Consider the following 25,236-nt stretch of genomic DNA (forward strand, 5'->3'; position numbering starts at 1 on the left):
AACTGATTAGTTAAAAAACACTGCTCATTTGAGATTGTTGCGTTAGCAGCATCAAGTGAGTAGTGTTTTTTTGTCGATAAAATGGTGTGCAGCAGTATTGTTTAGTTTTGACGGTAGGCATGAGGAGAGCACTGATACTTCTTTTGAAATAGCTTATAGAAGAATGAGACATTTTTATAACCGACTTGGTGTGCGATTTGTTCCACAGGAAGAGAAGAGCTTCTCAACAATAAACTGGCTTGATTGAGTTTTAATTCTTGAAGGATCGTCACAAAGGATCGACCAAGCTGCTGACTGATACGGCGACTCAAATAGCTCGGGTTGTATCCAAATGCCTCCGCAACCGAAGCTAGTGTGCAAGTAGCGAAATGTTTCTCCAGATAGTCCAACACTTCTCCGAGGTACAGTTGGTCACTTTTTTGCGACTCGATCCGTTGTTTTTCTTGGAAGTTACGAACGAGTTCGGAAAAAATAATGATCATATAGGAATGGATGACCTCATGAGAACCGAAGGAGGGATTGAAGAACTGGGCCAAGACCCCAAAAATCGCATCAATCAAATAGTCGTTGTTACTCGTTTCAAACACTAGGTATTGATTGTGCTTTTGGCTTTCAGATAACGCATTGATGGCAAAATCGGCGATCATGCTATTGGATGCCAACCGACTGAGCATCTGGGTGGAAAAGTACTCTTTGCTGATCAAAAAGTTAATAACAATGTCGTCTTGATTTGTTTCGATAATTTGGTGGATCACCCCTGTATCTAGTAAGCAAAAGTCACCTGCCTTTAGGATCACTTTTCTCTCATTGATCATAATCGTGACTGTTCCAGAAAAAACATAATTCATTTCGATAAAATCATGCTGATGTAGTGGCGTAGAAGAAAAGCGTGCATGTTTTAAAATTAAGAGCTGGCTTGTCTTAAGAAATCCGCTATCTTGCGGCCGTTTTCGTATGAGACGAGAAAGGTGTTTTTCGAATGTATATTGGTAGATTGGCTCATTTTTTTCAGTGTAGACTTTCTTAAAATCCTCATAATTGTATGGAAGGGATTGCGTCTTTTTAAGGGCTATTTCTTCGGTAGTCGTCAATTGTTGTAACTGCTGCAGAATGTTCTGTTTATCCATCGCTTTCTCCTTAGGTAAAAAATAGTCAATGAAATAGTAGAGTATCGTCATTGAAGACAGGTAGAGATAGTATATAATACTTGTATGATAGCGTTATCAATTATCATAATCCGGATGATAATAATAGTCAATAGTACCAGCAAATTCGAAAGAAATGGGGAATCACCATGAACCACGACAAACCATCATTAGGGGATAAGATCCAAAGTACCCTTGGTCCATTTGCAAGTAAAGTTAATGGGAATATTTATATTACTTCAGTTAGGGATGCAATGTTAGCTTACATGCCATTCACCTTTATTGCGTCGATCTTTTTAATTATTGCTTTTTTTCCGATCCAACAAGTGACCGATTTTATTACTATGGTGTTGCGAACAGAAGATGCTAGTGTCTGGCAAGAGAAATTGCTCTATGTCAACAATGCCACACTCGCAATCGGTGGTTTGCTAGTTGTCATTTCCCTCGCAAAATCACTCGCAGAAAAACTTGAAACAAACGTTTTGCAATGTGTCTTAACTGCTTTTGTTTCCTTTTTACTATTAACACCGTTTGATGCAATGGAAGCAGGGACTTTTTTAGATATCACCCGCGTTAGCGCGCAATCGATGTTTTTAGCGATTATTGTCGGTATTTTTAGTACAGTTCTTTATAAAAAAATTGAGGGTAAAGGAATCAAAATCAAAATGCCAGCAGCGGTACCACCAGCTGTTTCTGGTCCATTCGAATCGGTGATTCCATCTTTTCTTGTCATCACGACGATTTGGGTCATCCGACTCATCATCGAAGCCTTATTTAACAGTGATGCCATGACGTTGATCAATGGGACCCTTGGTATTCCATTAACTATGTTAGGTGGCTCCCTAGTTGGAATGGTCGTTGTGAAAATTTTCGAGCAATTCCTATGGTTTTTTGGCCTTCATGGAACCTCGATCATTCAAGCAGTGATGGACCCAATCCATCAAGTCCTTGAAGACCAAAATCGTGTGGCATCAGTGGCGGGAGAGATTCCAACGAATATTATCAGTATGAGTTTTCGGAATCATTTTGCTTCGATTGGCGTCGTTGGTGCGATCATTGCTATTTTGATCGTAGCAAAAAGTAAACAGTACAAAGAGGTTGGAAAAATTGCTAGTGTTCCTTATATTTTCAATATCGGTGAACCAGCGTTGTTCGGGATACCGTTGATGTTGAATTTCAGTTTTATCATTCCTTTTGTTTTTGCAAATGCCGTCACAACGATCGTCGCTTACTTTGCTTTTTATTTCGGGCTAGTCCCGATCCCAACTGGGCTTGCGCAAATTCCGTGGACGACTCCGCCGATCATTAGCGGCTATTTTGTCACTGGTAGTATCATGGGCGCATTGTTACAAATCGTCTTGATCGTGATCGCAACGATGATTTGGTTGCCATTTATCAAAGTTGCTGATAAGCAGATCTGTGTTGAAGAAGCACAATAACCCACGAAAGGAGCAGCTTATGAAAGAAACGATAACCATCAACGGAATGACAAAGCCATTAACAGTGGATTTAAATGATCCGATCCTTATTGAATGGTCGATGACCAATCACCAAGGCTACCGATTGCAAATTTTCAATGAACAGCAGCAAGCAGTGTATGACGTTTCCAACATAGCCGCTTCTGAGAATAAAATGGCGGTCCACTTGCCACAGCATCCGCAGCGAAAAAAATATCAAGTCAAATTGACCGCCGGAGCAGGAAACGATGTCACCAGTTACAGTAGTGTGTTTTTCACGATAGCAAAGCGTGAGAAACCTAAAGAAACTATGGGCAAGTGGATCACTCGCTTAGATGATCCTATTAAAAAAGAACGTTTTTACTTTTCAGAAGAGAAAAATAGCTGCTTGTCTCGCTCTTTCACACTGGAAAAGTGTCCTTCCTATGCAGTGATTGATTGCTGCGGGCTTGGTTTTTATCGCTTGTCTGTTAATGGAAAAACGGTATCAGATGTTTATTTAAACAGTGATGTAACGAACTATGATCGAGTCGTCTACTATGATACTTATGAGTTAACTGATTTTTTACAGGAGGGAGACAATCGGATCGAAGTTGAACTTGCGAATGGCTGGTACAACCCTGCTCCGATTGAGATTTTAGGTCGGTATAACATCCGCAAACAACTAGCGATCGGCAAACCCTGTTTCTGGGGGGAGCTTCAGTTAAATGATGGAGGAGAGAATCGCTACATTTACTCAGACAATCAGTGGCAAAGTAGTTTTGGGCCTTATTTGCAAAACAATCTTTATATAGGAGAAATCGTTACCGATGTACCTGATCCTCGTCCAGAAGGAAAAACGGTACAAATTGCTGGACCCGCGGGACGTTTTAAGCCAAGCTTTATTCCAAAAATCAAGCGCACACAATCGATCGTTCCCCAAAAAATGACCGAAACTGCAGCGGGACTGCTCATTGACTTCGGTCAAATCATCAGCGGTCAATTTACTTGTACTCTTGAGGAAGATTTCATTGGTCAGATCAGAATCAGCTATGCAGAAACATTAGACGAGCAAGGCAGCCCTGATTATACGTCTACGATCAGTGGAACTTATGGCGTCTACAATCCCTATGAAGGGAAGCAGCCAGATGATCCTATCGTTCAACGAGACATCATTGAGAAAACGGCAGCGAAGACGTTCGTTTTTGAAAACCGTTACACGTATCATTCCTTTCGCTATGCGTTGATCGAGACGAAACCTGCTGACAACCTTCAAGCGATTGTAGGAGCAATCAAAGCCTATCGCTTGCATACGGATGTGAAATCGTTGGTGACACTTGAAACCTCCGATCCTTTCTTGGATCAGTTATGGGCGGTTGGACAAGCCACGCGGTTGAACAACATCCACTCGTATTTTGAGGACTGCACTCGTGAGCGCTTTGGTTATGGTGGGGACATCGTTGCGTTACTACCAACGCAGATGGCAGATCTGGCGATTGAGCCGTTGTTGGAAAAAGTGTTGCGGGATTTTGCCAACGACCAACGATCGGATGGTGCAATGACTGCAACTGCGCCATTTGTAGGAATCATGACAAATGGTCCATCAAATGGTGGTGGTGCGTTAGGGTGGCAATTGGTAGTTCCAGAGCTTGCTTTGGCCTTGGTGAAGACCTATGGGAAACAAGCAGCGGTTGCCAAGCTGCGTCCACAGTTGGAAAGGCATCTCAACTATTTACTCGCTTTTGATTTTGATTATATCGCCCAGTGCTGTCTCGGCGATTGGGGAGCAATTGATGAAACTCAGCAAAACGGGGTTATTACTTCGCCAGATCAGTCCTTTTGCTCTGCCTGCATGTATCTGCTTCTACTACAGCGTTACCAAGAATTGATCGACTTGAGGATCATTGGTAACGAGGACTATTGTCAGCGAGTGACAGCAGCGATCCAGTACGCGACACTGCAAATCAAACAGAAGTTTTCTAAAGGAAATGAGCAATACGGTGCGGGCACCTTGTCTAGTATGGTCTTTGCAATGAAGACAGGACTCAGTGAGAAAAAACGAATATTGCCAAAACTAGTACAACGGATCAAGCAGCAAGAGGGTATTTTCTCTTTCGGCATCTTCGGGATGGCATGGAGTTATCAGTTGCTGGCTGAAGCTGGCTATAATGATATTATTTTTGATTGGTTAACGAGGAAATCTGCGCCTAGTTATGCAGCAATGCTGGCAAGCGGAAACGGCACTTTGATGGAACATTTTCCAACGCCGCAACATTCAGCCACTTACGAGGGTTCGTTGAATCATGCCATGTTTGCTTCTTATGGGTATTGGTTTGTCCGTCATTTATTAGGCATTCAGATGACAAGCGCTGGGATACTGATACAACCAGCCTTCGATGTACCTATAGCCCATGTCAAAGGCTCCTTACAAAGTACGTTTGGATTAGTAGCTTTAAGCTGGGAAAAGACTGATCGTACCGTTCGCTTAACGGTGGAGTTGCCACGAACATGTGGCTATGAAATCAGTCAGATGAAAGGTTTTAGAATAGTCAGTGAGAAAATAGAAGATGAGGGGGGGCGAAAAAAAGTTTCCTGCTTATATACGATTACTACTTAGCTAGTGAAAAAGTCGACACGTGGAAAGTGTTGACTTTTTTTCTGTCGTTTACTATCTTTTGCGTATTTCATCTATGAGGTGGTGAAAATGGATCGATGGAAGCTGTTCAAAGACTATTGGCGATTTGCAGTTGGTGGTGCTGTTTTGATGGTGTTGCTGATCATCTGGTTTGTACCGTTCTCGCAAAAAAAAGAAACAAACTGGCATTCAATGGCAGATGCAGCAGGTCAATCGTCTGAAATGGGGGAAGGTGGAGCCCTTCAAGAAGATAGTCTTCACGATGAAGAGTATGAGATCGTTATAGATGTCAAAGGGGAAGTGCACCAACCGGGAATTTATCGCTTGAAATCAGGTGCGCGGATGTATGAATTGATCGAACAAGCAGGTGGTCTGACAGAAGAGGCGTTAGAAACAGCCATAAACTTAGCACAAGTGCTGCAAGATCAACAGATGGTGATCGTCCCTCATAAAGAGGATCAAGCGTTTATGGAGATGAATGCTTCAGGAGTAGGTGGCAGCCAAACAGCAGTGACACAAATCAATCTGAATCAAGCCAATGCGCAGCAACTGCAAGAACTGCCAGGTGTGGGTGCCAAAAAAGCAGAAGCAATCATCGCTTACCGAGAAGAATATGGCTTTTTTAAACAGATTGATGACCTAAAAAAGATCACAGGCATCGGAGAGAAGACCTTTGAGTCCTTGAAAGAGATGATTACAGTGGCGGACTGAACCAAATAAATGTAAGAAATACTAAGAAATGACGGTTGAAAATTCAAGAAATTCGATTAGAATAGAACTAATCAATGACAAAGGAGCAAACGAATGAGCAATACGAGAATCCCATGGGACCAGTATTTTATGGCACAAGCTGTATTACTGTCTTTACGCAGTACGTGTTCCCGACTTGAAGTCGGCGCTACATTAGTCAAAGATCGCCGAATCATCGCTGGAGGCTACAATGGGTCCGTCAGTGGCGATGTACACTGCATTGACGATGGCTGTTATGTTGTCGATGACCATTGTATTCGGACGATTCATGCAGAAATGAATGCCTTATTGCAATGTGCAAAATTAGGGGTTTCAACAGACAATGCGGAAATCTATGTGACGCATTTTCCCTGTCTTCCCTGTACGAAAGCAATTTTGCAAGCAGGGGTCAAAAAGATCCATTATTTGAATGACTATCGCAACAATCAGTATGCAATGGAACTGATTCAACAAGTAGGTGCTTCCGTCCACCAAGTTGAACTCGATCAGGTGTATTTTGAAAAACTTTCGTTTGGTGTGCTGAATGATGCACAACCAACAAAAAAGAACTGATTCATTTTTATTTCTTAGTATTATTTTTGCTTGTTCGGTGACTGCTTACTATCGGCAGTCCATCTTACTGGGACTCATTGCACTTTATTATTTCGGGATGCTTGTCTTAAAACGACAAGCATTTTTGTGCATGATTTGTTTTGTCGGACTGTTGCTGTTAAGTGTCCGCGTTTCTCTTTCTCGGACTGGGAACATACAAGAAGGTGAGTATCAAGGGGTAGTCAATGTGCTGCCAGACACGATCAAAGTCAATGGCGATCTACTTACATTTGAAGCAAAATCCTCTGCAGGTAAAGTGATTGGCCGTTACACAATTTCTTCAGAGACTGAAAAACAGCAATGGCAGGATCGATCCGATTGGGGGAGAAAGCTGCTGGTGAAAGGATTTTTTTCTCTTCCTGAAAAACCACGAAACCGCCATGGATTTGACTATTCTGCTTATCTGGCTAGTCGATCAATTATTGGCACAGTCCATATCGAGCAAATGGTAGGGATGGAAGAAGCAGATGCAGGCTTTTCACTTGCAAAAGTTCGAGCAGATGTTATTTCTTCTGTTCAACGAATCTTTCCTGAACGCTCTGCTGCCTATATCAATGCGTTGCTCTTTGGTTTTAAAGACCATGGCTTTCAAGAAGTACGTCAAATGTATCATGCTAGTGGCTTATTGCATTTCTTTACGATCTCAGGAATGCATGTCGTCTTATTTTTCAAATGGTTTCGCGGATGCTTCTGCCGATTGGGGTTTACGCAAAAAGAAATGCTGTTGCCAATGGGGATCTTTTTCTTAGCCGTAATTGGTCTTTGTGGCGGCGGCATTAGTGTCTGGCGTGCTGTCTTGGCATTATCGGTTACTCAAGTAACAACTCTTTATCAACAACGGCTATCGGCAAGTGATCATTATGGAATCGTCTTAACGGCTCTTTTATTCGTTGATCCCAAAGTATTGCTTCAAACATCGGGGCAACTAAGTCTTTTGATGACCTTCCTGATAGTAATGCAGCGACCGATCAAATTGACGTGGTTTTGGCGTAGTCAGTTCCTCACGGTGCTGGCTGCGCCTGTCATTGCCTCGCTCTTTTATGAATTCCCATTATTTGGGGGCTTTTTGACGTTTGTCTTTTTACCATTTTTTCAAATGGTTTTGCTGCCAGCCTGTTTCTTAATGTTCGTTGCTGGGACTCTGTTTCCAACCATCAGTGGGCTGATTGCCCTTTTTGAAGGGCTTTTGCTGCTTGTGGAAGTTGTCGTGGGCGCTGTAGGAGGCGTATCGATAACGGTGGGTGCCGTTCCTGCAGGATTGGCTGGCAGTTGTTGTTTATTCAGCATGCTCTTTTACCAAAAGAAAAGGTGGCTGCTGGTGATCTGTTTTTCGCTTGTTGTACCAATCGTCTTTCAGCAGAATCGCGTTTTATCCACCATTAGTTATGTCGATGTTGGTCAAGGCGATAGTATCGTTTTGCAGGCAGAAAAAAATCGCGAAGTTTATGTGATCGATACTGGAGGTTCACTGTCTTTTCCGAAAGAAAACTGGCAAGAGCGCAATCGACAAGCTGCCGCGGAATTTACATTGATTCCTTTTTTGAAAGGGGAGGGAGTCAGGAAGATTACTGGTTTGTTTCTAACTCATGGGGACACGGACCATATGGGGGACGCACTAGCCTTGATGAAGGTGATCCCCGTTGAAACGTTATATCTCGTGCCAGGAAGTGAACAAGATCACCGCATCGCCAAGCTATTAAACGAACTGCCTAAGCAGACAAGTGTTGTTTGGACGACGGTTGGCCAAGTGGTGGGTGATTTCCTTCAGTTGCAAGTATTGGCACCAGATTCAGGTGCAGGACAAAACGAAGATTCGATGGTGATTAAAACCAAGGTAGGGGATAAAACATTTTTGTTTACTGGCGATCTCGAACAAGCAGGGGAAAGAAAGTTGATTCATGATTATCCGAATTTAAAAGTCGATGTATTGAAATTAGGGCATCATGGCAGTCGAACCTCGACGGCACCTGAGTTTGTTGCGGCAATAGATCCCCAATTCGGGATCGTTTCAAGTGGACGGAACAATCGGTACGGGCATCCTCACGAAGAGGTGCTTCAAACATTGGCAAATCAGACCGTTTTGCGAACGGATCAGCAGGGCATGATCCAATTTATTTGGTCTGAAAAACAACAAACATTTTTGATAAAAACGCTGCTAGACTATCCGATAGACTAATGGTAGGATAAGAATGAAAGCGGGGGGGACGATGGAATTACAAAAAGCGTTGCAAGCAATTCGAACCAAGGAGTTGCAATCGATTTATCTAGTCATCGGCAGTGAAATGTTTTTACAAGAGCAAGTTCGCACGGCCTTTTTGGAGCGTTTTTCCGTTGGGAAAGATGATCTGAATTTTGCTTCCTTTGACATGGAGAAAGATCCCCTTGATATGGTGATCCAAGAAGCTCAATCGTTGCCTTTTTTTGGCGATCAGCGATTACTTTTCGTTGAGCGGCCATTTTTCTTAACGGCTGAAAAAAAGAGCAATGCACCTGAGCATGACCTAGATGATTTTTTGAATTACATCAAAGACCCATTGGAATCATCGGTAATGGTGATTTTTGCAGATGTCGATAAATTAGATGAACGGAAAAAAATTACTAAGCAGCTGAAGAAAGCCGCAGTTGTGATTGATGTCGCACCTATGAAAGAAGCCGACGTGCGTCAGTATCTCCAACAGTCGTTGGCCAATGATGGCATCGAGATGAGCCGAGAGGCGTTTGATTTGTTTTTACGGTTAACGGATCTGCAACTATCAAAAGCGATGCAGGAGTTACAGAAACTACGATTGTATGCAGGAAACGGCAATAAAATCACGAAAGAGATCGTCTTGCAGTTGATCCCTAAGACGTTGGAACACAATGTCTTTGAATTAACCAGTGATGTCTTAAAAGGGAACGTATCGGATGCGTTGCGCTTGTATGACGATCTATTATTGCAAGGGGAAGAGACGATCAAGATCAATGCTATTTTGATCAGCCAAGTCCGTCTACTGTTACAGGCAGCGATTTTGATGAAAATTGGCTACCAGCAAGCCAATATCGCAGAAACGTTGGGGATTCATCCGTACCGAGTGAAGTTAGCGATGCAGCAAGCGCGAGGCTTTGGAGAAAAGCAATTAGCGGCGCTCTATAACGAATTGATCGAAAATGATTACTTAGTAAAAAGTGGCCAGATGGACAAAGAGTATTTGTTCCAGCTATTTGTTTTAAAACATGGCAAACAGTAAGTCAAAAAGAAAGGCGCAGCAATCGATGATTGCTGCGCCTTTCTTAATTTGCTTATTTTGCAATTTTTTTACTTAAACGAGATTTGTCGCGACTAGCTTTGTTCTTGTGGATCAATCCTTTAGTCTCAGCCATATCGATTGCTTTAACAGCATCTTTATATAACGCATCTACGTTATCAGCACCAGCTTCAACAGCTTGATCAAATTTTTTGATTGCTGTACGCATTGTGCTTACTTGAGATGAATTCTTAGCATTAGCCGCTTCGCTTGTGCGAACACGTTTGATTGCAGATTCAATGTTTGGCATGTATTTCACCTCCGAAAAAAAAGTTCAATTACGTTTAGAAAACGTATAAATCAACACTAGTCATTATACCTAATGCCAAGAGTGATTGCAATAAAAGTTGTAAAGAAATTTTACTTAACACAAAAATTTGTTTTTTGGCCGTGCTATTTTTTGCTTTATGGATTTTAAAAATGCTTCTTTACACATTTTTTACTGAATAGTTATAAAAAGTTTACACAGAAAGAGCTTTCTATGCTATGATTACTTCGGAATTTTTAAATGGGGGAATCTATGTGAATATCGCTTTGTTTCTAACGATTGTGTTGTCATTAGGGGTGATTTTCGTCAACGGCTGGACGGATGCGCCGAATGCTATTGCAACCGCTGTCTCCACGAGAGTCTTACGCCCGAATATCGCCATTGGCATGGCTGTCGTCATGAATTTCTTAGGTGTGTTAGTGATGACGTATTTTAATGCGCAAGTTGCAGAAACCATCAGCAACATTGTGACTTTTGATTCAGGCGGGAGTTTTCGGGTCTCACAGATCGCATTAGCCGCTGCCTTATTTTCAATTGTTGTTTGGACGGTCGCAGCTTGGTATTTTGGGATCCCAACCAGTGAATCCCACGCGTTGATCGCAGGACTGACTGGTGCAGCCATGGCCCTTGGTGGGTTACATGCAGTCAATGGCGAGGAGTGGCTGAAAGTTTTGATCGGTCTTGTCGTTTCTACGTTGATGGGCTTCATTGGCGGCTTTCTGATCACGAAACTGATCGTATGGCTCTTTCGCGATACCCAACGGCGAAAAGCCAACAAAATTTTTACAGTTGGTCAAGCCATTGCGGCTGGTGCCAATGCCTTCTTGCATGGTGCCCAAGATGGACAAAAATTCATGGGTGTGTTCATGTTAGGCCTTTTCTACAACAATCTTGCTGAAAAGACCGGCAATGGCTTTTCGATCCCACTCTGGGTGATGGTTCTTTGTTCCTTGACCATGGGGATCGGTACTTCTGTCGGTGGGATGAAAATCATTAAATCAGTAGGGATGGATATGGTACAACTGGAAAAATACCAAGGCTTTTCTGCAGATGTTACTGCAGCAATCTGTTTGTTCTTGTCTTCCGTATTTGGTATCCCAGTTTCAACAACGCACACGAAAACGACCGCTATCATGGGCGTTGGAGCGTCTCGGCGTTTTTCTAGCGTTGATTGGCGCATTGTAAAAGAAATGATCTATGCTTGGATTTTAACCTTTCCTGGCTGTGGATTGATTGCGTTTCTAATGGTCAAATTTTTATTGCTAATTTTGTGAGGAGAGAAAGTAATGGCACGAAAAAAAGGATTCGATTATTTTGCAGCAATGGAGCAGTTGGCGACGAACGGCCATTTAGCTGCCAAACGTTTTTCGCTTTTGATCAACGATTATTCTGAACGAGCATTGACCGAAGCAGCAGCTGAGATTCATGCTTTGGAAAAAGAAGGGGATAAAGTGATCGCTGAGCTAACCAATGAGTTATATGATTCATTTATCACCCCTATCGATCGCGAGGACATCCTAGTCATTTCAGAGCGTCTAGATGATATTTTGGATGGCATTATGGGACTGACTTATTTATTTGAGAATTTGGTCATTACGAAGATCCGCCCTGAAACCAACTTATTTGCTGGAATGATCGTTCAAGCGACACAAGGCGTTGAAACGGCCTTAAAAGAATTTCCTAAGTTCAAAAATTCAAAAACATTGCGTCAAATGATCAATGATGTGAATACGATTGAATCAGAAGCAGACCGTTTGTATTCAAAAATGAAAAAAGCGTTATTCACAGACGAAACGGACGTTCTTGAAATCATTAAATGGAAAGATGTTTTTGATCGTTTTGAATCAATTATCAACGACACCGAAAGTGCGGTTGATATTATCGATGGTATGGTAATCAAAAACACGTGAGGAACTAGAGACCTTTCAAACAAAAAAAGAGCAACTCTTGGGCAGGTAAGTGCCACAAGAGTTGCTCTTTTTGCTTATAATTGGATCAGCCAATAGCCGATCAAAATGATTCCTAATACGATACGATACCATCCAAATACGGTAAAATCGTTACGCTTGATGTAGTTCATCAAGAAACGGATCGCGATGATCGAAACGATGAATGAGACGATGGTTCCTGTTAATAAGATGACGGTTCCTTGGAAATCAAAGGCATTGCCATCTTTCAAAAACTTGAAGATTTTCAAGGCACTGGCACCAAACATGGTTGGAATACCTAAGAAAAATGAAAATTCAGCAGCAACATAACGAGAAGCGCCGATCATGATAGCACCTAAGATAGTAGCACCAGAGCGAGAAGTTCCTGGGATCAATGCCAATACCTGGAACATGCCGACAATCAAGGCCGCTTTGTAGGTGAATTTGTTCAAATCGGTACATTTCGGTGCTTTATTCTTGTTTCGTTTTTCAACTACGATAAAGCCGATCCCATAAACGATCAAGACGATCGAAACGGAGAAAAAGTTGTAGAAGTGCGCATCTAACCAATCATCTAACGGCAATCCGATAATAACCGATGGCAAGACCGCAACAATAACTTTAAACCATAACGTCCACGTATCTTTTTTCTCTATTTCATTTTTTTGTGGGGAAAAAGGGTTCAGTTTATGGAAATATAAGTAGACGACCGCTAGTATCGCGCCCAATTGAATGACAACATTGAACATCGTCATAAATTCGGGGGTAACATTCAAACCGATAAATTCGTCGGCAAGAATCAAGTGACCAGTGCTGCTAATTGGCAGCCATTCCGTGATCCCTTCAATGATCCCAAATAAAATCGCCTTTATAAAATTTGTAAAAAACATTGGTCCAGTCCTTTCTATGACAAAATACAACTCTTAGTATACCGTTTCCTGATTCGAATACCAATCTTTTTCCTAAAAAAAGAGGGCAGTTTTTAAAACAAAAACTGCTCCTTTCTTGAAGAAATTGATTAGCCGTCAGAGGTTTCTCTTAGGACAAAAGCTCTTGAGAGAGCGCTAAGCCTTTTTTGATGTATTCTGTGTTACCAACTTCGGCGATGGTAAAGCTGCCGTCTTCGTAGATCAGTCGAGTGACCGAACCATTTTCAATATCCATACGAACATTGTTCTCATCATTGATCAGATGCAAAAGAAAAGCGATCGTTAAGCCGTGAGACACAACTAACGCATTGCCGCCGCCTTTTTTCTCAACGCGATAGGCGATATCTTCAAACCCTGTTTTGACACGTTCGGTCAAAACATCAAAGGTTTCCGCCCAATTGGCTGTATCGGCGTGGTAGATCGCATTGGCGATCGCCTCAAACGTGACATGATTAGCAATCATCTCATCATAATCAGGAAAATCAAGAATCCGCGGCAGAACGCCCCACATTTCTGCATCATAGGCCCCTTCAAGTGAGCCAAAGCACCATTCACGAATCCGTTTGTCGATGTGATAAGGGATCTCCGGTCCTCTGACATGTTCACCCAGTATCAGACGCATGGTTTCAATCGCGCGACCGCTGTCACTGGATACTGCTTCTACAAAATCCACATCGCGTAACCCAAGGCCTAAATAGTGGATGCCTTGTTCACCGGTTCGAGTCAATGGTGTGTCACACCAGCCTTGCACCCGCTGCAATGTGTTAAACATTGTTTTTCCGTGACGCACGACATACAATTCCGTCTTTGCCATAACTAGTTATTCCTCCTTTTGATTCGTCATACGTTTATGCGTTAAAAAACGGATTGGTCCGTTTCTCAATTTCGATCGTTGTTGGTTCTCCGTGGCCAGGATAGACCGCCATTTGATTCGGTAAAACAAAGAGTTGCGTTTGGATGCTGGTCAGCAATTGTTCCAAATTTCCGGTTGGCAGGTCTGTCCGACCAATGCTACCTTTAAATAAGGCGTCTCCGGAAACGACAAAATTGTCAAAAATAAAACTGACGCTGCCAATGGAATGACCCGGGGTTGCAACAACCTTAAAGGACATGCCAGCTATCTCGTACTCTTTCAACTCTAGCTCGAATTCAGCTGGACGTGCGGTGATGGTTCCTAATTCAGGATGACGGCCAGAAAGGTTTTTCATAGGATCACTTAGCCATCCTTGCTCAAGCGGACTCACGTAAACGGGGATCTGATAATAATCCCGCAAATGGTCAACTGCGCCGATATGGTCATAATGAGTGTGGGTCAATAAAATCGCTGCTGGTTTTGCGCCTGTTTTTTCGATCTCAGCGATCAATCTCGCTGCTTCTGCTCCAGGATCAATAATCAACAAAACATCTTCTTTCCAAATTAGGTAACAATTTTCTTGAACGGGTCCTGTCACTAAACCAATGATTTTCATGCTAAAACCTCCTAGGATCACAAATACTTGTGTCTGACTATAAGTATAGCTTAAAGTATAAGAGGAAACAAAGAAAGGTTTTTAGGAGTGAAAAATTAATGATAAAAACGATAAACGCAGAAGACAATCGTCAGGCAGTCTGTCAATGGCTAAATCATTCAACGAAAAAAACAGAGGCAGTGAGTGCCTTTTCCGATCAAGAGCAGCTTTCATTTGCTTTTTTTGACAATCAGGATCAACTTGGTGGGGTGATTGGAAAACGGACAGGCAATACGATCCATATTCAATTGTTAGCAGTTGATCCAAGCCATCAGAATCAGGGGATCGGGAAACAATTGATAAAAGCACTTTTTGATCACGGTAAAAAAGCGGGGTGTCGTTCCGTGACGGTTACCACCCAAGACTACCAAGCGCCGCAATTCTACCAAGCAGTCGGCTTCGAACCGTTTGCTGTGCTTACGGATACACCTGTGCTTGGCACGGATAGGCTTTACTTCGTGAAGATGCTGTGATCAACCTTTGGCAGGCAGGTGATAAGGCTAACCAATAGTTTGATGAGAGAAAAGCTTAGAATTATTGTGGGAATTCGAAAATTTTTCTAAGAAACCGCATTAGCAAAAAACTGCTGTTATACTAATTAAAATAAGAAAGCGTTGATTCGTTTGAAACGGGTCTAGTTTTTGACAAAAGCATGAACATTCTTCGTGACCAACTTCGAGGAAAGTGTGTGATCTGTATCTTGCGTTAGTTTTGATTGGTATACCTCAACTTTTTGTAAGAAGGTGTTTTTTATGAAAAAATCCCTGCAATTTTTTTTCACTCTATGCTTCGCCGCGCTCGCTTTAGTGAGCTGTGGCCAAGAGGAGCTAACCATCAACGATTCGAAAGAAGTTTCTGAAACTGTTACTTCCGCCTCAAAAACGGTTGAAAATGGCGACCTTGATTTGATGCTGATCCAAGATGAGAGTGTCATCTTTCCGCAAAGCCAAGGGGTTTATGATTTTCATGAGAATGAGTTGACGATCGTTAAGCAGTATTTGCCGATGGCAGATTTAGAAGATAGTTCAGCCAGCTCTAGCGATGTTGCCTTGTATGAAGGACAAATCGAAAGTGATTTTCAGCGTCATTTTTCCCATTCAGAGGTACAGTTGTCCAACGACCCTTATCAAATTTATGAGATCACCTATCAAGATGCATCATACACGGTTGAAGGGAAGCATTTGACGATCAAAGCAGATGGACGGACCTTTGAGTTCACCTTAGATCTAGATAATCAACAAGCTTTTGACCAAAATGGTGTCAGTTATGATATTCAAGTCGATCAATAAATATCTTTCAAAAAATAGCGCTGCTTTACTTGCTTAGGTGAGTAGAGTAGGCTTTTTTGTAAATCCTTCGCCAAACCCATTTTCTGGAAGAAAAAATGAAGTCAATTATCTGATGAGTAGGTGTTTTGTTGCAAGTGGTTTTTTCATGGTGATAAAACCTGTTTGGATAGGATACTCTCCGCAGAGGATGAAAAGCTGTTTCTGTTCGCTTTTCCAAAAGTAATCTATCCGCTATAATGGCAAACGAGAAGGTGAACACGTGTATAAAGGAAAAGTTGCGGTTAGAAAAATCGTAGAATTTATTTTGCGCCGAGGCGATATTGATAGCCGCAAAGTCAGTAATCATACCGCGCAAGAAGGCGCCCGTATCCATCGCCAACTACAAAAAGAGGCTGGGGATGCGTATCAAAAAGAAGTCTTTTTCAAACGAGAAAGCCAAATTGAGAAAGATTCGATCACTGTCGAAGGACGTGCCGATGGTCTCTTTTTTGATGCAACTCTTAATTCTTGGGTGATCGATGAGATCAAAACTTCAGAACCAGCGTTCGAAGATATCCCTGAAGATCAAATCGATTTGTTTTTTGCCCAGGGAATGGTTTATGCTTATTTGTTTTTACTACAAGAAAATGAACAAGCAGCGCTTAGTGACAGTGAAAATCAAGAGAAACCAGAAGCGGAACCTATTGCTGAAGGTAATGATCCGAAGAGACCCATCGATCGAATCGCCGTACAATTGACTTATTATCAAACCACTGAAAAGCTGACCACCCGTACGAGAAGAACATTTCAGTTTTCAGAATTAGCTGTTTTTTATGAAGAATTACTTCAGGAATATCATAAATGGTTAGTTTTTCAAGAGAATTGGCGCCGTGTCCGCAATACGTCTTTGCAGCTGCTGTCTTTTCCCTTTGAAACCTTTCGCAAAGGGCAGCGAGAGTTAGCAGCAGCGGCGTATAAAACACTAAAAAATGGCAAGCGACTTTTTGCGGAAGCGCCAACTGGAACTGGAAAAACCATGTCAACGCTGTTTCCCGCATTAAAAGTGCTAGGGGAAGAAGGGGCTGATCGGGTCTTTTATCTGACGGCGAAGACGATCACCAGACAAGTGGCCGAAGATGCACTGAGCAAGTTAGCAGACAACGGTAGTGAAACCAAAAGTGTCACGATTACCGCCAAAGACAAAATCTGTTTTTTAGATGAACGAAACTGTACGCCAGAACACTGTGCGTATGCGCAAGGCTATTACAATCGAATCAACGAAGCATTATGGGATCTGTTGCATCACGAGAACCAAATAACCCGAGAAGTGATCGAGACCTACGGAAAGAAACATACGGTCTGTCCCTTCGAGCTTTCACTGGATGTCAGTGTCTTTTGCGATGTCATTATTGGTGATTATAATTATTTGTTTGATCCCACCGTTTATTTGCGAAGATTTTTTGAGGAGCCGGATGAAGAATATTTCTTTCTAGTGGATGAGGCCCATAACTTAGTCAACCGTTCCAAAGAAATGTATTCGGCAACCATTACCCGGCAGCCATTTAAGGAATTAAAGAAGAAACTATCCAATGACCAGCAAAAATTAAAACGCGCCCTAAACAAAGTTGACAAAGAATTTGCGGCTATTGCTCAAATAGCAAAAGAGGAAGAGTGGGAATATCACCATCAAGCAGCTCCCCATGAAACGATGGTCAATCAGCTCTACAAAGTAGCTGAATTGATGAAGGAATGGTTGCCGGCAAATCCTGAGCATGAATTGCAAGAAGAAGTGCTGCAAGTGTATTTTGAAGCTAACCATTATTTGAAGATCAGTGAATTTTATGATGATCACTACGAAACGACGGTGGAGATCGACCGCTATGATATCAAACTACGGCAATTTTGCATCGAACCAGCGCCGTTTTTGGAATCTGTGTTAGATAAGGGCAAGGCCAGCCTGTTGTTTTCTGCGAGCTTTACTCCTTTGTCCTATTATCAAGAGGTGTTAGGAGGCGGCAATGAAGCTTTGCGCTATCGCCTGCCAAGTCCTTTTGATCCGAAAAATCAGGGGATTTTTATTGCAGACTATATCCAAACAACGTATCGCCAACGTGAAGCCAGCATTCCTGCAATCGTTGATGCAATCCAGCAAATGACCGCAGCGAAAGCGGGAAACTATATGGTCTTTTTCCCTTCTTATCGTTACTTGGATGATGTGGCGGCAGCATTTTCCCAACAGGCGCCAGAGGTGGAGGTCTTGATTCAGGGGACAGCCATGAACGAAGTAGAGCGCGAGGCGTTTCTTGCACAGTTTCAATCTCTTGAGCGGCAACGGTCATCCTTGCTAGAAACAAGTCAAGACGGACAAGAGAGCCAGCCAAAAACATTAGTGGCATTTTGTGTCCTTGGTGGAATTTTTTCTGAAGGGATCGACTTGAAAGGCGATCGCTTGATCGGTGCGGCAGTGGTAGGAGTCGGACTGCCGCAAATCAATCACGAGCAAGAATTGATTCGGGAATATTACGATGAGAAAAAGGCAGCTGGCTTTGCGTATGCCTATCAGCTGCCCGGGATGAATAAAGTCCTGCAAGCAGCCGGTCGAGTGATCCGGGATGTCAGCGATCGCGGCGTGGTGTTATTGCTGGATCAACGCTTTCGGACACCGCGTTACCAAGAACTTTTCCCACTGCACTGGCAGCATGCCTTAAACATTCGTCGGCCGCAAGAGTTATCAAAGGCATTGACTCATTTTTGGCAAGAAAAAAACTAGAAGCAGAGCTTTCAGGAGAGGTTGTGCAAAATCAGCGGGTAAGGCCGATTTTGCCTAACCATCACGTTAGACTCTGTTCTAGTTTTTTGATTAGCGATAATTTGTAAACTGTAAATCGATCGTCAGGGGCAGTTTACGCAACAATTGGATCACTTCTTGCAGATCGTCACGACTTTTGCCGGTTACCCGAATTTGATTGTCTTGAATTTGAGTTTTAACTTTTAGCTTGGCGTTTTTGATCGCTGTCGTTATTTTTTTGGCGTTTTCTTTATCGATCCCATTGATCAATTCTGCCGTTTGACGAGCTTTTGCCCCCAAGGCATGCTCCGTTTCGCCAAATTGAATATTTTTCGTTGGTACATTCCGTTTGATCAGCTTCGCAAAGAGCACATCTTTGATTTGCTCCAACTTAAATTCGTCATCTCCAACGATCGTCAGTTTGCCCTCAGTCATCTTGATTTCTACCGTGGAGCCTTTAAAATCAAATCGGTTTTTCAATTCTTTTTCCGCCTGTTGAATGGCGTTTTTCACTTCTTCTGTGTTGATCTCAGATACGACATCAAAACTTGCTTCTTTTGCCAAAATCAATCACTCCTCTCATCTCTTACCTATGATTTTAACATGGAGGCGAACGATGCGGGAATCAAAAGTAAATTTTTGCAAATAATTGTTTCATTTTTTCACACAAACTGCTATTCTTTGGAAGGAGATTTTTAGTGAAGGAGCTAGATCATTGTGAGTAAGTTATTAACGAAGCACGAACAATCAGAACGATTGAAAAAAATAGGGGTTATTTTGCTGTCAGGTATCACCGCAGCCATTGCTTTAAATTTCTTTTTGATTCCCGCAAACGTTCTTTCTGCTGGGATGAACGGGGTCGCCCAATTGATCGTGGCACTTGCCTTGGAACATTTTGGCGTTCACCTTAGTACAGGGCTGTTTATTTTCCTATTAAACTTGCCTATCTTTGTTCTCGGGTTCATCAAACTCGGGAAATCATCGACACTATTGAGCTTTATCAATGTCGTTGTCGTTTCTGTCTTAACGATAATCCTTCCACAAGGAGCAATCACTGACAATATTTTGGTTAACGCTTTGCTCGGTGGCGTACTATTAGGCGTCGGCGTTGCGTTTTCACTGAAAATGGGTTTTACCACCGGCGGAATGGATATCCTTTCGTTGATATTATCAAAAACGACTGGAAAAACGGTCGGTAAATATATGTTTATTTTAAACGGCATCATTGTCATGGTCTCAGGTTTCGTCTTTTCTTGGGAAAGTGCCTTGTACACGATCATTTCGATTTTCGCAATGAGCTACGTGGTGGACATGCTGCACACAAGTCATCAAAAGGTAACGGCGATGATTATTACGACCAATGCGGAAGCTGTTGGGAAAAATATTTCTAAGCATGTGTTTCGCGGCATGACTTTGTTCCCCTCAGTCGGAGGCTATTCAGGCGTACCGGGCAATATGATCATGATGGTCGTGACCCGCTACGAGATCTACGATTTAGAACAAGCCGTTTTAGAAGCAGACGGCAATGCGTTTATTAACTTTGTGCCGACCCAATCGATCACAGGTCGTTTTGCGACAGATGATGAACAACGGACCTTTAAAACGACGGGGGTCTTCCCAGAACTGAAAATACACAAGAAAAGCCGTCCATAATCAAGGATCGTCCATTTACAAATCTTGCAAAAGAAGGTATTATTTGAAACAAGAATTAAAGGAGGTCTTCAACCGTGGCATATACTGAAGTAGAAGCAGAAGCAATCAAAGAGCGTGTCTTGGCTGCCTTGGAAACCGTGATTGACCCTGAGTTGGGGATTGATATAGTGAATCTAGGCTTAGTTTATGAAGTCGAATTTGATGCAGAAACAGGCAATACCGTAATCAAAATGACCTTAACAACAATGGGCTGTCCCTTAGCCGACGTATTGACTGAATCGATACACGAAGCATTAAGCGATATTCCAGAAGTCAAAAATCCAGAAGTAAAACTAGTCTGGTATCCCGCTTGGACGACTGATAAAATGAGTCGTTATGCACGGATTGCTTTGGGGATTCGTTAAGGATTTTATCGTAGAAAATAAATGTCTTAGACTCTTTTATCAGCTGAATAAAGTTGATAGAAGAGTCTTTTTGGATTTAAGTTGGATGCGTGTCTTTAACTATCTTGCTTTTAGTCAGTGCTTGCAGAAAGTTTGCGAAGATTGCATTGCATTTTCAGAAATGAAACGGTAAACTAGTTGAAAAGATTGGAGGAATGAATCAATGTTAGCTACGAATTTTGGGAAATATACATACAAAAATCCGTTTATGAACGCCTCAGGAGTCCATTGTATGACGATCGAGGAATTAGATGAATTAGCGGCATCAGCAGCTGGGGCATTTGTCACGAAGAGTGCAACGCTAGAAGCACGTGCGGGAAATCCAGAACCACGTTATACCGATTTACCGTTAGGAAGCATCAATTCGATGGGATTACCAAATCTAGGGGTGGACTACTACTTAGACTATGCTATCAAAAAACAGCAGGAAATGACCCAGCAAGCGCCCTTCTTTTTCTCTGTCGCTGGTATGAGCGTGGCTGAAAACATTGAGTTATTGAAGAAAATCCAAGAAAGTGATTTTGAAGGAATCACAGAGTTAAATCTTTCTTGTCCAAACGTGCCAGGAAAACCCCAAGTTGCCTATGATTTTCCTTTGACCGATCAAATTCTGGAAACAGTCTTTGGTTTTTTCACAAAACCTTTAGGTGTCAAATTGCCGCCATACTTTGATTTGGCGCACTTTGATGAGATGGCTAAGATATTGAACAAGTATCCGTTAACTTATATCAATTCAATCAATAGTATTGGGAATGCTTTATTCATTGATCCTGCTACTGACTCAGTAGTTATCAAACCAAAAGATGGTTTTGGCGGTTTGGGAGGCGAATATGTGAAACCAACGGCATTAGCCAATGTGCGGGCTTTCTATACACGTCTCAAGCCAGAAATCAAAATTATCGGTACTGGTGGGATTCGTAATGGTCAAGATGCGTACGAACATTTGTTATGTGGCGCTTCTATGTTGCAGATCGGCACAGAGCTGCAAAAAGAAGGACCGGTGATCTTTGAACGATTGACGAAAGAATTAGCAGCGATCATGAAAGAAAAAGGGTATCAATCAATCAGTGAGTTCCAGGGGAAATTAAAAACGATTGATTAAGAACGACTTTGAATGCTTTACTATCCGCTTCTTTTTATAGAAGAAAGGTGGTTTTTAATGGAGAAGTTTCGTAAAACAACGGAGGATGATCTGGTTGAGTTGATGGCGCTTTTTGAAGAAGGCATTGCTTTCTTAAAAGCACAAGGATCTCCGCAATGGCAAGATGGATACGGTCCTAAAGAAAATCAAATCAAAGCAGATATTGCAAACGATGAGAGCTATGTGTTGGTGATAGATGGAAAAATTGCGGCATCGGCAGCGTTAGTATCCGGTGAAGATCCTGTCTACAACGCAATTACCGGCGCAGGGTGGGATGGAAACGGTCCATATCTATCCATTCATCGCGTCGTTGTCAGTTCTCATTTTAAAGGGCAAAAGTTAAGCGCCAAATTGCTGCAAGCTCTTGAAGTGGTTGCATTAGAGCAAGGAATCGTTGATTTACGTATCGATACGTATAAAGCCAATATTGGTATGCAAAAGAATATCCAAGCAGCTGGCTATCAATACAAAGGAGAGGTAACATTCCCTTTTCCGAACGGAGAGCGATTGGCTTTTCAAAAACGTTTGACCGCAAGCTAAACATTCTATTCCATGAGTGTCACTTGGCTGAATTAATGGAATAGTTGTGTCAAAGTGAATTTTTGGTATGAAAATGCGGATAATGGTTGTCAGAATCCTTTCGGCTTGCTAAGATAAGCACGTAAAGGACGGTGCCAAATGAAGAAAAGAGTCAAAAAGAAAAAAGCGTATAAAAAATATATCCATGATATTTTTGCGGGTTATGAAGAAATGCTTGAGAATCCAGCGATCAATGAGAAGAAGTTTTCTTATCTGAAAGAAGAAACAACCTTAAAACGAGACGATCAAAACCAGATCCGTTTTCGTACGATCGATATTGATTAAACTACCTATTTTGGGTAGTTTTTTTGTTTATCTCGACTTAGTTGAAAATATTTCAGAAAAAAGCTTGCTCTTTCATTCTTAGAATGATAAAGTATTCAACGTTGGCAATTGAGCCAGCAGGTCAAAAAAGCTTTTGAAAAAACTTCAAAAAAGACTTGACCAAAAATGAAACAGATGATATTATAACGAAGTCGCAACAATAAAATAGTTAATCGATGTTGATACATCAACAAAATTAATTAAAAAAAGTTGTTGACAAATAACAAATCATTTGTTATTCTAATGAAGTCGCTGAGACAGCCGCTGCGAAGTTGAAAAACAACGAGCGAAAAAAACTTTTAAAAAAGAGTTGACAATCAATTGTCGCTCTGATATGATATAAAAGTTGCTAACACAGCACTGTAGACCTTTGAAAACTGAACAAAGCAAGCAAACGAACCAATGTGTAGGACGTTTCAATTTATTGAAACAAATACATGCAAGCAATAGCTAGCAAAGTTAATTTTTATGAGCTTAATGACCGTATGGTCATTCAAACAAATCATTATGAGAGTTTGATCCTGGCTCAGGACGAACGCTGGCGGCGTGCCTAATACATGCAAGTCGAACGCTTTTTCTTTCACCGGAGCTTGCTCCATCGAAAGAAAAAGAGTGGCGAACGGGTGAGTAACACGTGGGTAACCTGCCCATCAGAAGGGGATAACACTTGGAAACAGGTGCTAATACCGTATAACACTATTTTCCGCATGGAAGAAAGTTGAAAGGCGCTTTTGCGTCACTGATGGATGGACCCGCGGTGCATTAGCTAGTTGGTGAGGTAACGGCTCACCAAGGCAACGATGCATAGCCGACCTGAGAGGGTGATCGGCCACACTGGGACTGAGACACGGCCCAGACTCCTACGGGAGGCAGCAGTAGGGAATCTTCGGCAATGGACGAAAGTCTGACCGAGCAACGCCGCGTGAGTGAAGAAGGTTTTCGGATCGTAAAACTCTGTTGTTAGAGAAGAACAAGGATGAGAGTAGAACGTTCATCCCTTGACGGTATCTAACCAGAAAGCCACGGCTAACTACGTGCCAGCAGCCGCGGTAATACGTAGGTGGCAAGCGTTGTCCGGATTTATTGGGCGTAAAGCGAGCGCAGGCGGTTTCTTAAGTCTGATGTGAAAGCCCCCGGCTCAACCGGGGAGGGTCATTGGAAACTGGGAGACTTGAGTGCAGAAGAGGAGAGTGGAATTCCATGTGTAGCGGTGAAATGCGTAGATATATGGAGGAACACCAGTGGCGAAGGCGGCTCTCTGGTCTGTAACTGACGCTGAGGCTCGAAAGCGTGGGGAGCGAACAGGATTAGATACCCTGGTAGTCCACGCCGTAAACGATGAGTGCTAAGTGTTGGAGGGTTTCCGCCCTTCAGTGCTGCAGCAAACGCATTAAGCACTCCGCCTGGGGAGTACGACCGCAAGGTTGAAACTCAAAGGAATTGACGGGGGCCCGCACAAGCGGTGGAGCATGTGGTTTAATTCGAAGCAACGCGAAGAACCTTACCAGGTCTTGACATCCTTTGACCACTCTAGAGATAGAGCTTCCCCTTCGGGGGCAAAGTGACAGGTGGTGCATGGTTGTCGTCAGCTCGTGTCGTGAGATGTTGGGTTAAGTCCCGCAACGAGCGCAACCCTTATTGTTAGTTGCCATCATTTAGTTGGGCACTCTAGCGAGACTGCCGGTGACAAACCGGAGGAAGGTGGGGATGACGTCAAATCATCATGCCCCTTATGACCTGGGCTACACACGTGCTACAATGGGAAGTACAACGAGTTGCGAAGTCGCGAGGCTAAGCTAATCTCTTAAAGCTTCTCTCAGTTCGGATTGTAGGCTGCAACTCGCCTACATGAAGCCGGAATCGCTAGTAATCGCGGATCAGCACGCCGCGGTGAATACGTTCCCGGGCCTTGTACACACCGCCCGTCACACCACGAGAGTTTGTAACACCCGAAGTCGGTGAGGTAACCTTTTTGGAGCCAGCCGCCTAAGGTGGGATAGATGATTGGGGTGAAGTCGTAACAAGGTAGCCGTATCGGAAGGTGCGGCTGGATCACCTCCTTTCTAAGGAATATTTCGGAAGACTACACATCGTTTGCCTTTGTTCAGTTTTGAGAGGTCTACTCTCAAACAAAATTTGTTCATTGAAAACTGGATATCGAAGAAAAAATCAAAACAAGTAACACACACCGAGTTGAAATGTTAAAAGAGTTTTTTAATAAGTTCAACGCTTATTTTCTTGAGCAACCTTCTATCGCTAGAAGAAGTACTCAAAACCGACCGTAAGGTCAAAGGTTAAGTGAATAAGGGCGCACGGTGGATGCCTTGGCACTAGGAGCCGATGAAGGACGGGACTAACACCGATATGCTTTGGGGAGCTGTAAGTAAGCTATGATCCAGAGATTTCCGAATGGGGGAACCCAGCATCTTTTATAGGATGTTACGTCTGCGTGAATACATAGCGCAGTCGAGGTAGACGCAGAGAACTGAAACATCTAAGTACCTGCAGGAAGAGAAAGAAAATTCGATTCCCTGAGTAGCGGCGAGCGAAACGGGAAAAGCCCAAA

General features: G+C 42.6%; 22 protein-coding genes and 2 rRNA genes (1 of these 24 running past the window's edge). 18 read left to right on the plus strand and 6 right to left on the minus strand.

Features of this window, described 5'->3' with window-relative positions:
* Nucleotides 1–101: 101 nt before the first annotated feature.
* Nucleotides 102–1,127: an AraC family transcriptional regulator gene (locus IGJ74_RS08375; protein ID WP_155115770.1), complete on the minus strand. Its 1,026-nt coding sequence runs from the start codon at nucleotides 1,125–1,127 to the stop codon at nucleotides 102–104.
* Nucleotides 1,128–1,294: 167 nt separating this feature from the next.
* On the opposite strand from IGJ74_RS08375, the gene IGJ74_RS08380 reads away from it, so the two are divergent.
* The 6 genes from IGJ74_RS08380 (at nucleotide 1,295) to holA (ending at nucleotide 9,784) form a co-directional block, all read left to right on the plus strand.
* Complete coding sequence (locus IGJ74_RS08380) at nucleotides 1,295–2,584, plus strand: PTS transporter subunit EIIC (RefSeq protein ID WP_218193109.1); 1,290 nt, start codon at nucleotides 1,295–1,297, stop codon at nucleotides 2,582–2,584.
* A 19-nt stretch (nucleotides 2,585–2,603) separates the two neighbouring features.
* Nucleotides 2,604–5,198, plus strand: a complete 2,595-nt coding sequence (locus tag IGJ74_RS08385) for a family 78 glycoside hydrolase catalytic domain (protein WP_218193108.1) — start codon at nucleotides 2,604–2,606, stop codon at nucleotides 5,196–5,198.
* Nucleotides 5,199–5,285: 87 nt separating this feature from the next.
* Nucleotides 5,286–5,927 (plus strand): helix-hairpin-helix domain-containing protein, encoded by a 642-nt coding sequence (locus tag IGJ74_RS08390; protein WP_008381358.1) that lies wholly within the window; start codon nucleotides 5,286–5,288, stop codon nucleotides 5,925–5,927.
* Between the two features lie 93 nt (nucleotides 5,928–6,020).
* On the plus strand, nucleotides 6,021–6,518 hold the full coding sequence (locus tag IGJ74_RS08395) for a ComE operon protein 2 (protein ID WP_218193107.1): 498 nt from the start codon (nucleotides 6,021–6,023) through the stop codon (nucleotides 6,516–6,518).
* Nucleotides 6,490–8,733 carry a DNA internalization-related competence protein ComEC/Rec2 gene (locus IGJ74_RS08400; protein ID WP_218193106.1) on the plus strand — a complete coding sequence of 748 codons (2,244 nt, stop codon included), beginning with the start codon at nucleotides 6,490–6,492 and terminating at the stop codon, nucleotides 8,731–8,733. Before IGJ74_RS08395 ends, IGJ74_RS08400 begins: the two co-directional genes overlap by 29 nt.
* A 31-nt stretch (nucleotides 8,734–8,764) precedes the next feature.
* Nucleotides 8,765–9,784: a DNA polymerase III subunit delta gene (holA, locus tag IGJ74_RS08405; protein WP_301389368.1), complete on the plus strand. Its 1,020-nt coding sequence runs from the start codon at nucleotides 8,765–8,767 to the stop codon at nucleotides 9,782–9,784.
* Nucleotides 9,785–9,836: 52 nt separating this feature from the next.
* On the opposite strand, the gene rpsT is transcribed toward holA, so the two are convergent.
* Nucleotides 9,837–10,091 (minus strand): 30S ribosomal protein S20, encoded by a 255-nt coding sequence (rpsT, locus tag IGJ74_RS08410; RefSeq protein WP_005230162.1) that lies wholly within the window; start codon nucleotides 10,089–10,091, stop codon nucleotides 9,837–9,839.
* Between the two features lie 236 nt (nucleotides 10,092–10,327).
* On the opposite strand from rpsT, the gene IGJ74_RS08415 reads away from it, so the two are divergent.
* The gene (locus IGJ74_RS08415; protein ID WP_218193105.1) at nucleotides 10,328–11,383 is read left to right on the plus strand and encodes an inorganic phosphate transporter; all 1,056 of its coding nucleotides are present in this window, start codon (nucleotides 10,328–10,330) and stop codon (nucleotides 11,381–11,383) included.
* Nucleotides 11,384–11,395: 12 nt separating this feature from the next.
* The gene (locus IGJ74_RS08420) at nucleotides 11,396–12,019 is read left to right on the plus strand and encodes a DUF47 family protein (RefSeq protein ID WP_218193104.1); all 624 of its coding nucleotides are present in this window, start codon (nucleotides 11,396–11,398) and stop codon (nucleotides 12,017–12,019) included.
* A 74-nt stretch (nucleotides 12,020–12,093) separates the two neighbouring features.
* Here the strand turns inward: IGJ74_RS08420 and IGJ74_RS08425 are convergent, their stop codons facing one another.
* From IGJ74_RS08425 to IGJ74_RS08435, 3 genes are all read right to left on the minus strand, one after another.
* Entirely contained in the window at nucleotides 12,094–12,927 is an 834-nt protein-coding gene (locus IGJ74_RS08425) for an undecaprenyl-diphosphate phosphatase (protein ID WP_005236259.1), read from the minus strand.
* Nucleotides 12,928–13,075: 148 nt separating this feature from the next.
* Entirely contained in the window at nucleotides 13,076–13,780 is a 705-nt protein-coding gene (locus tag IGJ74_RS08430) for a histidine phosphatase family protein (RefSeq protein WP_005236258.1), read from the minus strand.
* A gap of 34 nt (nucleotides 13,781–13,814) precedes the next feature.
* A complete protein-coding gene (locus IGJ74_RS08435; RefSeq protein WP_005236256.1) occupies nucleotides 13,815–14,435 on the minus strand; it encodes an MBL fold metallo-hydrolase in 621 nt (206 codons plus the stop codon).
* A 98-nt stretch (nucleotides 14,436–14,533) separates the two neighbouring features.
* Here IGJ74_RS08435 and IGJ74_RS08440 point away from each other — a divergent pair, with 98 nt between their 5' ends.
* The 3 genes from IGJ74_RS08440 to IGJ74_RS08450 all read left to right on the plus strand — a co-directional run bounded on the left by IGJ74_RS08440 (nucleotide 14,534) and on the right by IGJ74_RS08450 (nucleotide 18,512).
* Nucleotides 14,534–14,947, plus strand: a complete 414-nt coding sequence (locus IGJ74_RS08440) for a GNAT family N-acetyltransferase (protein WP_008381348.1) — start codon at nucleotides 14,534–14,536, stop codon at nucleotides 14,945–14,947.
* Nucleotides 14,948–15,226: 279 nt separating this feature from the next.
* The gene (locus IGJ74_RS08445; RefSeq protein WP_016613385.1) at nucleotides 15,227–15,763 is read left to right on the plus strand and encodes a hypothetical protein; all 537 of its coding nucleotides are present in this window, start codon (nucleotides 15,227–15,229) and stop codon (nucleotides 15,761–15,763) included.
* A 259-nt stretch (nucleotides 15,764–16,022) separates the two neighbouring features.
* On the plus strand, nucleotides 16,023–18,512 hold the full coding sequence (locus IGJ74_RS08450; protein WP_008381346.1) for an ATP-dependent DNA helicase: 2,490 nt from the start codon (nucleotides 16,023–16,025) through the stop codon (nucleotides 18,510–18,512).
* Between the two features lie 90 nt (nucleotides 18,513–18,602).
* Here IGJ74_RS08450 and IGJ74_RS08455 read toward each other — a convergent pair whose 3' ends face one another.
* Nucleotides 18,603–19,094: a YajQ family cyclic di-GMP-binding protein gene (locus tag IGJ74_RS08455; protein WP_005230187.1), complete on the minus strand. Its 492-nt coding sequence runs from the start codon at nucleotides 19,092–19,094 to the stop codon at nucleotides 18,603–18,605.
* Between the two features lie 153 nt (nucleotides 19,095–19,247).
* On the opposite strand from IGJ74_RS08455, the gene IGJ74_RS08460 reads away from it, so the two are divergent.
* The 7 genes from IGJ74_RS08460 to IGJ74_RS08490 form a co-directional block, all read left to right on the plus strand.
* Complete coding sequence (locus tag IGJ74_RS08460; protein ID WP_005236241.1) at nucleotides 19,248–20,183, plus strand: YitT family protein; 936 nt, start codon at nucleotides 19,248–19,250, stop codon at nucleotides 20,181–20,183.
* A gap of 74 nt (nucleotides 20,184–20,257) precedes the next feature.
* Nucleotides 20,258–20,587 carry a metal-sulfur cluster assembly factor gene (locus IGJ74_RS08465; protein WP_005231940.1) on the plus strand — a complete coding sequence of 110 codons (330 nt, stop codon included), beginning with the start codon at nucleotides 20,258–20,260 and terminating at the stop codon, nucleotides 20,585–20,587.
* Nucleotides 20,588–20,789: 202 nt separating this feature from the next.
* The gene (locus IGJ74_RS08470) at nucleotides 20,790–21,728 is read left to right on the plus strand and encodes a dihydroorotate oxidase (RefSeq protein ID WP_005236221.1); all 939 of its coding nucleotides are present in this window, start codon (nucleotides 20,790–20,792) and stop codon (nucleotides 21,726–21,728) included.
* Nucleotides 21,729–21,785: 57 nt separating this feature from the next.
* A complete protein-coding gene (locus IGJ74_RS08475) occupies nucleotides 21,786–22,307 on the plus strand; it encodes a GNAT family N-acetyltransferase (RefSeq protein WP_034872232.1) in 522 nt (173 codons plus the stop codon).
* Nucleotides 22,308–22,445: 138 nt separating this feature from the next.
* On the plus strand, nucleotides 22,446–22,631 hold the full coding sequence (locus IGJ74_RS08480) for a hypothetical protein (RefSeq protein WP_086299482.1): 186 nt from the start codon (nucleotides 22,446–22,448) through the stop codon (nucleotides 22,629–22,631).
* Between the two features lie 542 nt (nucleotides 22,632–23,173).
* Nucleotides 23,174–24,733: ribosomal RNA gene (locus IGJ74_RS08485) — 16S ribosomal RNA — on the plus strand.
* Nucleotides 24,734–24,962: 229 nt separating this feature from the next.
* A 23S ribosomal RNA gene (locus IGJ74_RS08490) occupies nucleotides 24,963–25,236 on the plus strand; it runs 2,641 nt beyond the window's last position.
* The 16S and 23S rRNA genes sit together here, the layout of an rRNA operon.

The organism is Enterococcus sp. AZ009 (assembly GCF_050548785.1).
GTDB lineage: Bacteria > Bacillota > Bacilli > Lactobacillales > Enterococcaceae > Enterococcus_D > Enterococcus_D entomosocium.

What these genes read in the sequence shown, in the direction of transcription:
- IGJ74_RS08375 (WP_155115770.1), bottom strand. Translation starts at nt 1,127, where the DNA reads ATGGATAAACAGAACATTCTGCAGCAGTTACAACAATTGACGACTACC.
- IGJ74_RS08380 (WP_218193109.1), top strand. Translation starts at nt 1,295, where the DNA reads ATGAACCACGACAAACCATCATTAGGGGATAAGATCCAAAGTACCCTT.
- IGJ74_RS08385 (WP_218193108.1), top strand. Translation starts at nt 2,604, where the DNA reads ATGAAAGAAACGATAACCATCAACGGAATGACAAAGCCATTAACAGTG.
- IGJ74_RS08390 (WP_008381358.1), top strand. Translation starts at nt 5,286, where the DNA reads ATGGATCGATGGAAGCTGTTCAAAGACTATTGGCGATTTGCAGTTGGT.
- IGJ74_RS08395 (WP_218193107.1), top strand. Translation starts at nt 6,021, where the DNA reads ATGAGCAATACGAGAATCCCATGGGACCAGTATTTTATGGCACAAGCT.
- IGJ74_RS08400 (WP_218193106.1), top strand. Translation starts at nt 6,490, where the DNA reads ATGATGCACAACCAACAAAAAAGAACTGATTCATTTTTATTTCTTAGT.
- holA (WP_301389368.1), top strand. Translation starts at nt 8,765, where the DNA reads ATGGAATTACAAAAAGCGTTGCAAGCAATTCGAACCAAGGAGTTGCAA.
- rpsT (WP_005230162.1), bottom strand. Translation starts at nt 10,091, where the DNA reads ATGCCAAACATTGAATCTGCAATCAAACGTGTTCGCACAAGCGAAGCG.
- IGJ74_RS08415 (WP_218193105.1), top strand. Translation starts at nt 10,328, where the DNA reads ATGATTACTTCGGAATTTTTAAATGGGGGAATCTATGTGAATATCGCT.
- IGJ74_RS08420 (WP_218193104.1), top strand. Translation starts at nt 11,396, where the DNA reads ATGGCACGAAAAAAAGGATTCGATTATTTTGCAGCAATGGAGCAGTTG.
- IGJ74_RS08425 (WP_005236259.1), bottom strand. Translation starts at nt 12,927, where the DNA reads ATGTTTTTTACAAATTTTATAAAGGCGATTTTATTTGGGATCATTGAA.
- IGJ74_RS08430 (WP_005236258.1), bottom strand. Translation starts at nt 13,780, where the DNA reads ATGGCAAAGACGGAATTGTATGTCGTGCGTCACGGAAAAACAATGTTT.
- IGJ74_RS08435 (WP_005236256.1), bottom strand. Translation starts at nt 14,435, where the DNA reads ATGAAAATCATTGGTTTAGTGACAGGACCCGTTCAAGAAAATTGTTAC.
- IGJ74_RS08440 (WP_008381348.1), top strand. Translation starts at nt 14,534, where the DNA reads ATGATAAAAACGATAAACGCAGAAGACAATCGTCAGGCAGTCTGTCAA.
- IGJ74_RS08445 (WP_016613385.1), top strand. Translation starts at nt 15,227, where the DNA reads ATGAAAAAATCCCTGCAATTTTTTTTCACTCTATGCTTCGCCGCGCTC.
- IGJ74_RS08470 (WP_005236221.1), top strand. Translation starts at nt 20,790, where the DNA reads ATGTTAGCTACGAATTTTGGGAAATATACATACAAAAATCCGTTTATG.
- IGJ74_RS08475 (WP_034872232.1), top strand. Translation starts at nt 21,786, where the DNA reads ATGGAGAAGTTTCGTAAAACAACGGAGGATGATCTGGTTGAGTTGATG.
- IGJ74_RS08480 (WP_086299482.1), top strand. Translation starts at nt 22,446, where the DNA reads ATGAAGAAAAGAGTCAAAAAGAAAAAAGCGTATAAAAAATATATCCAT.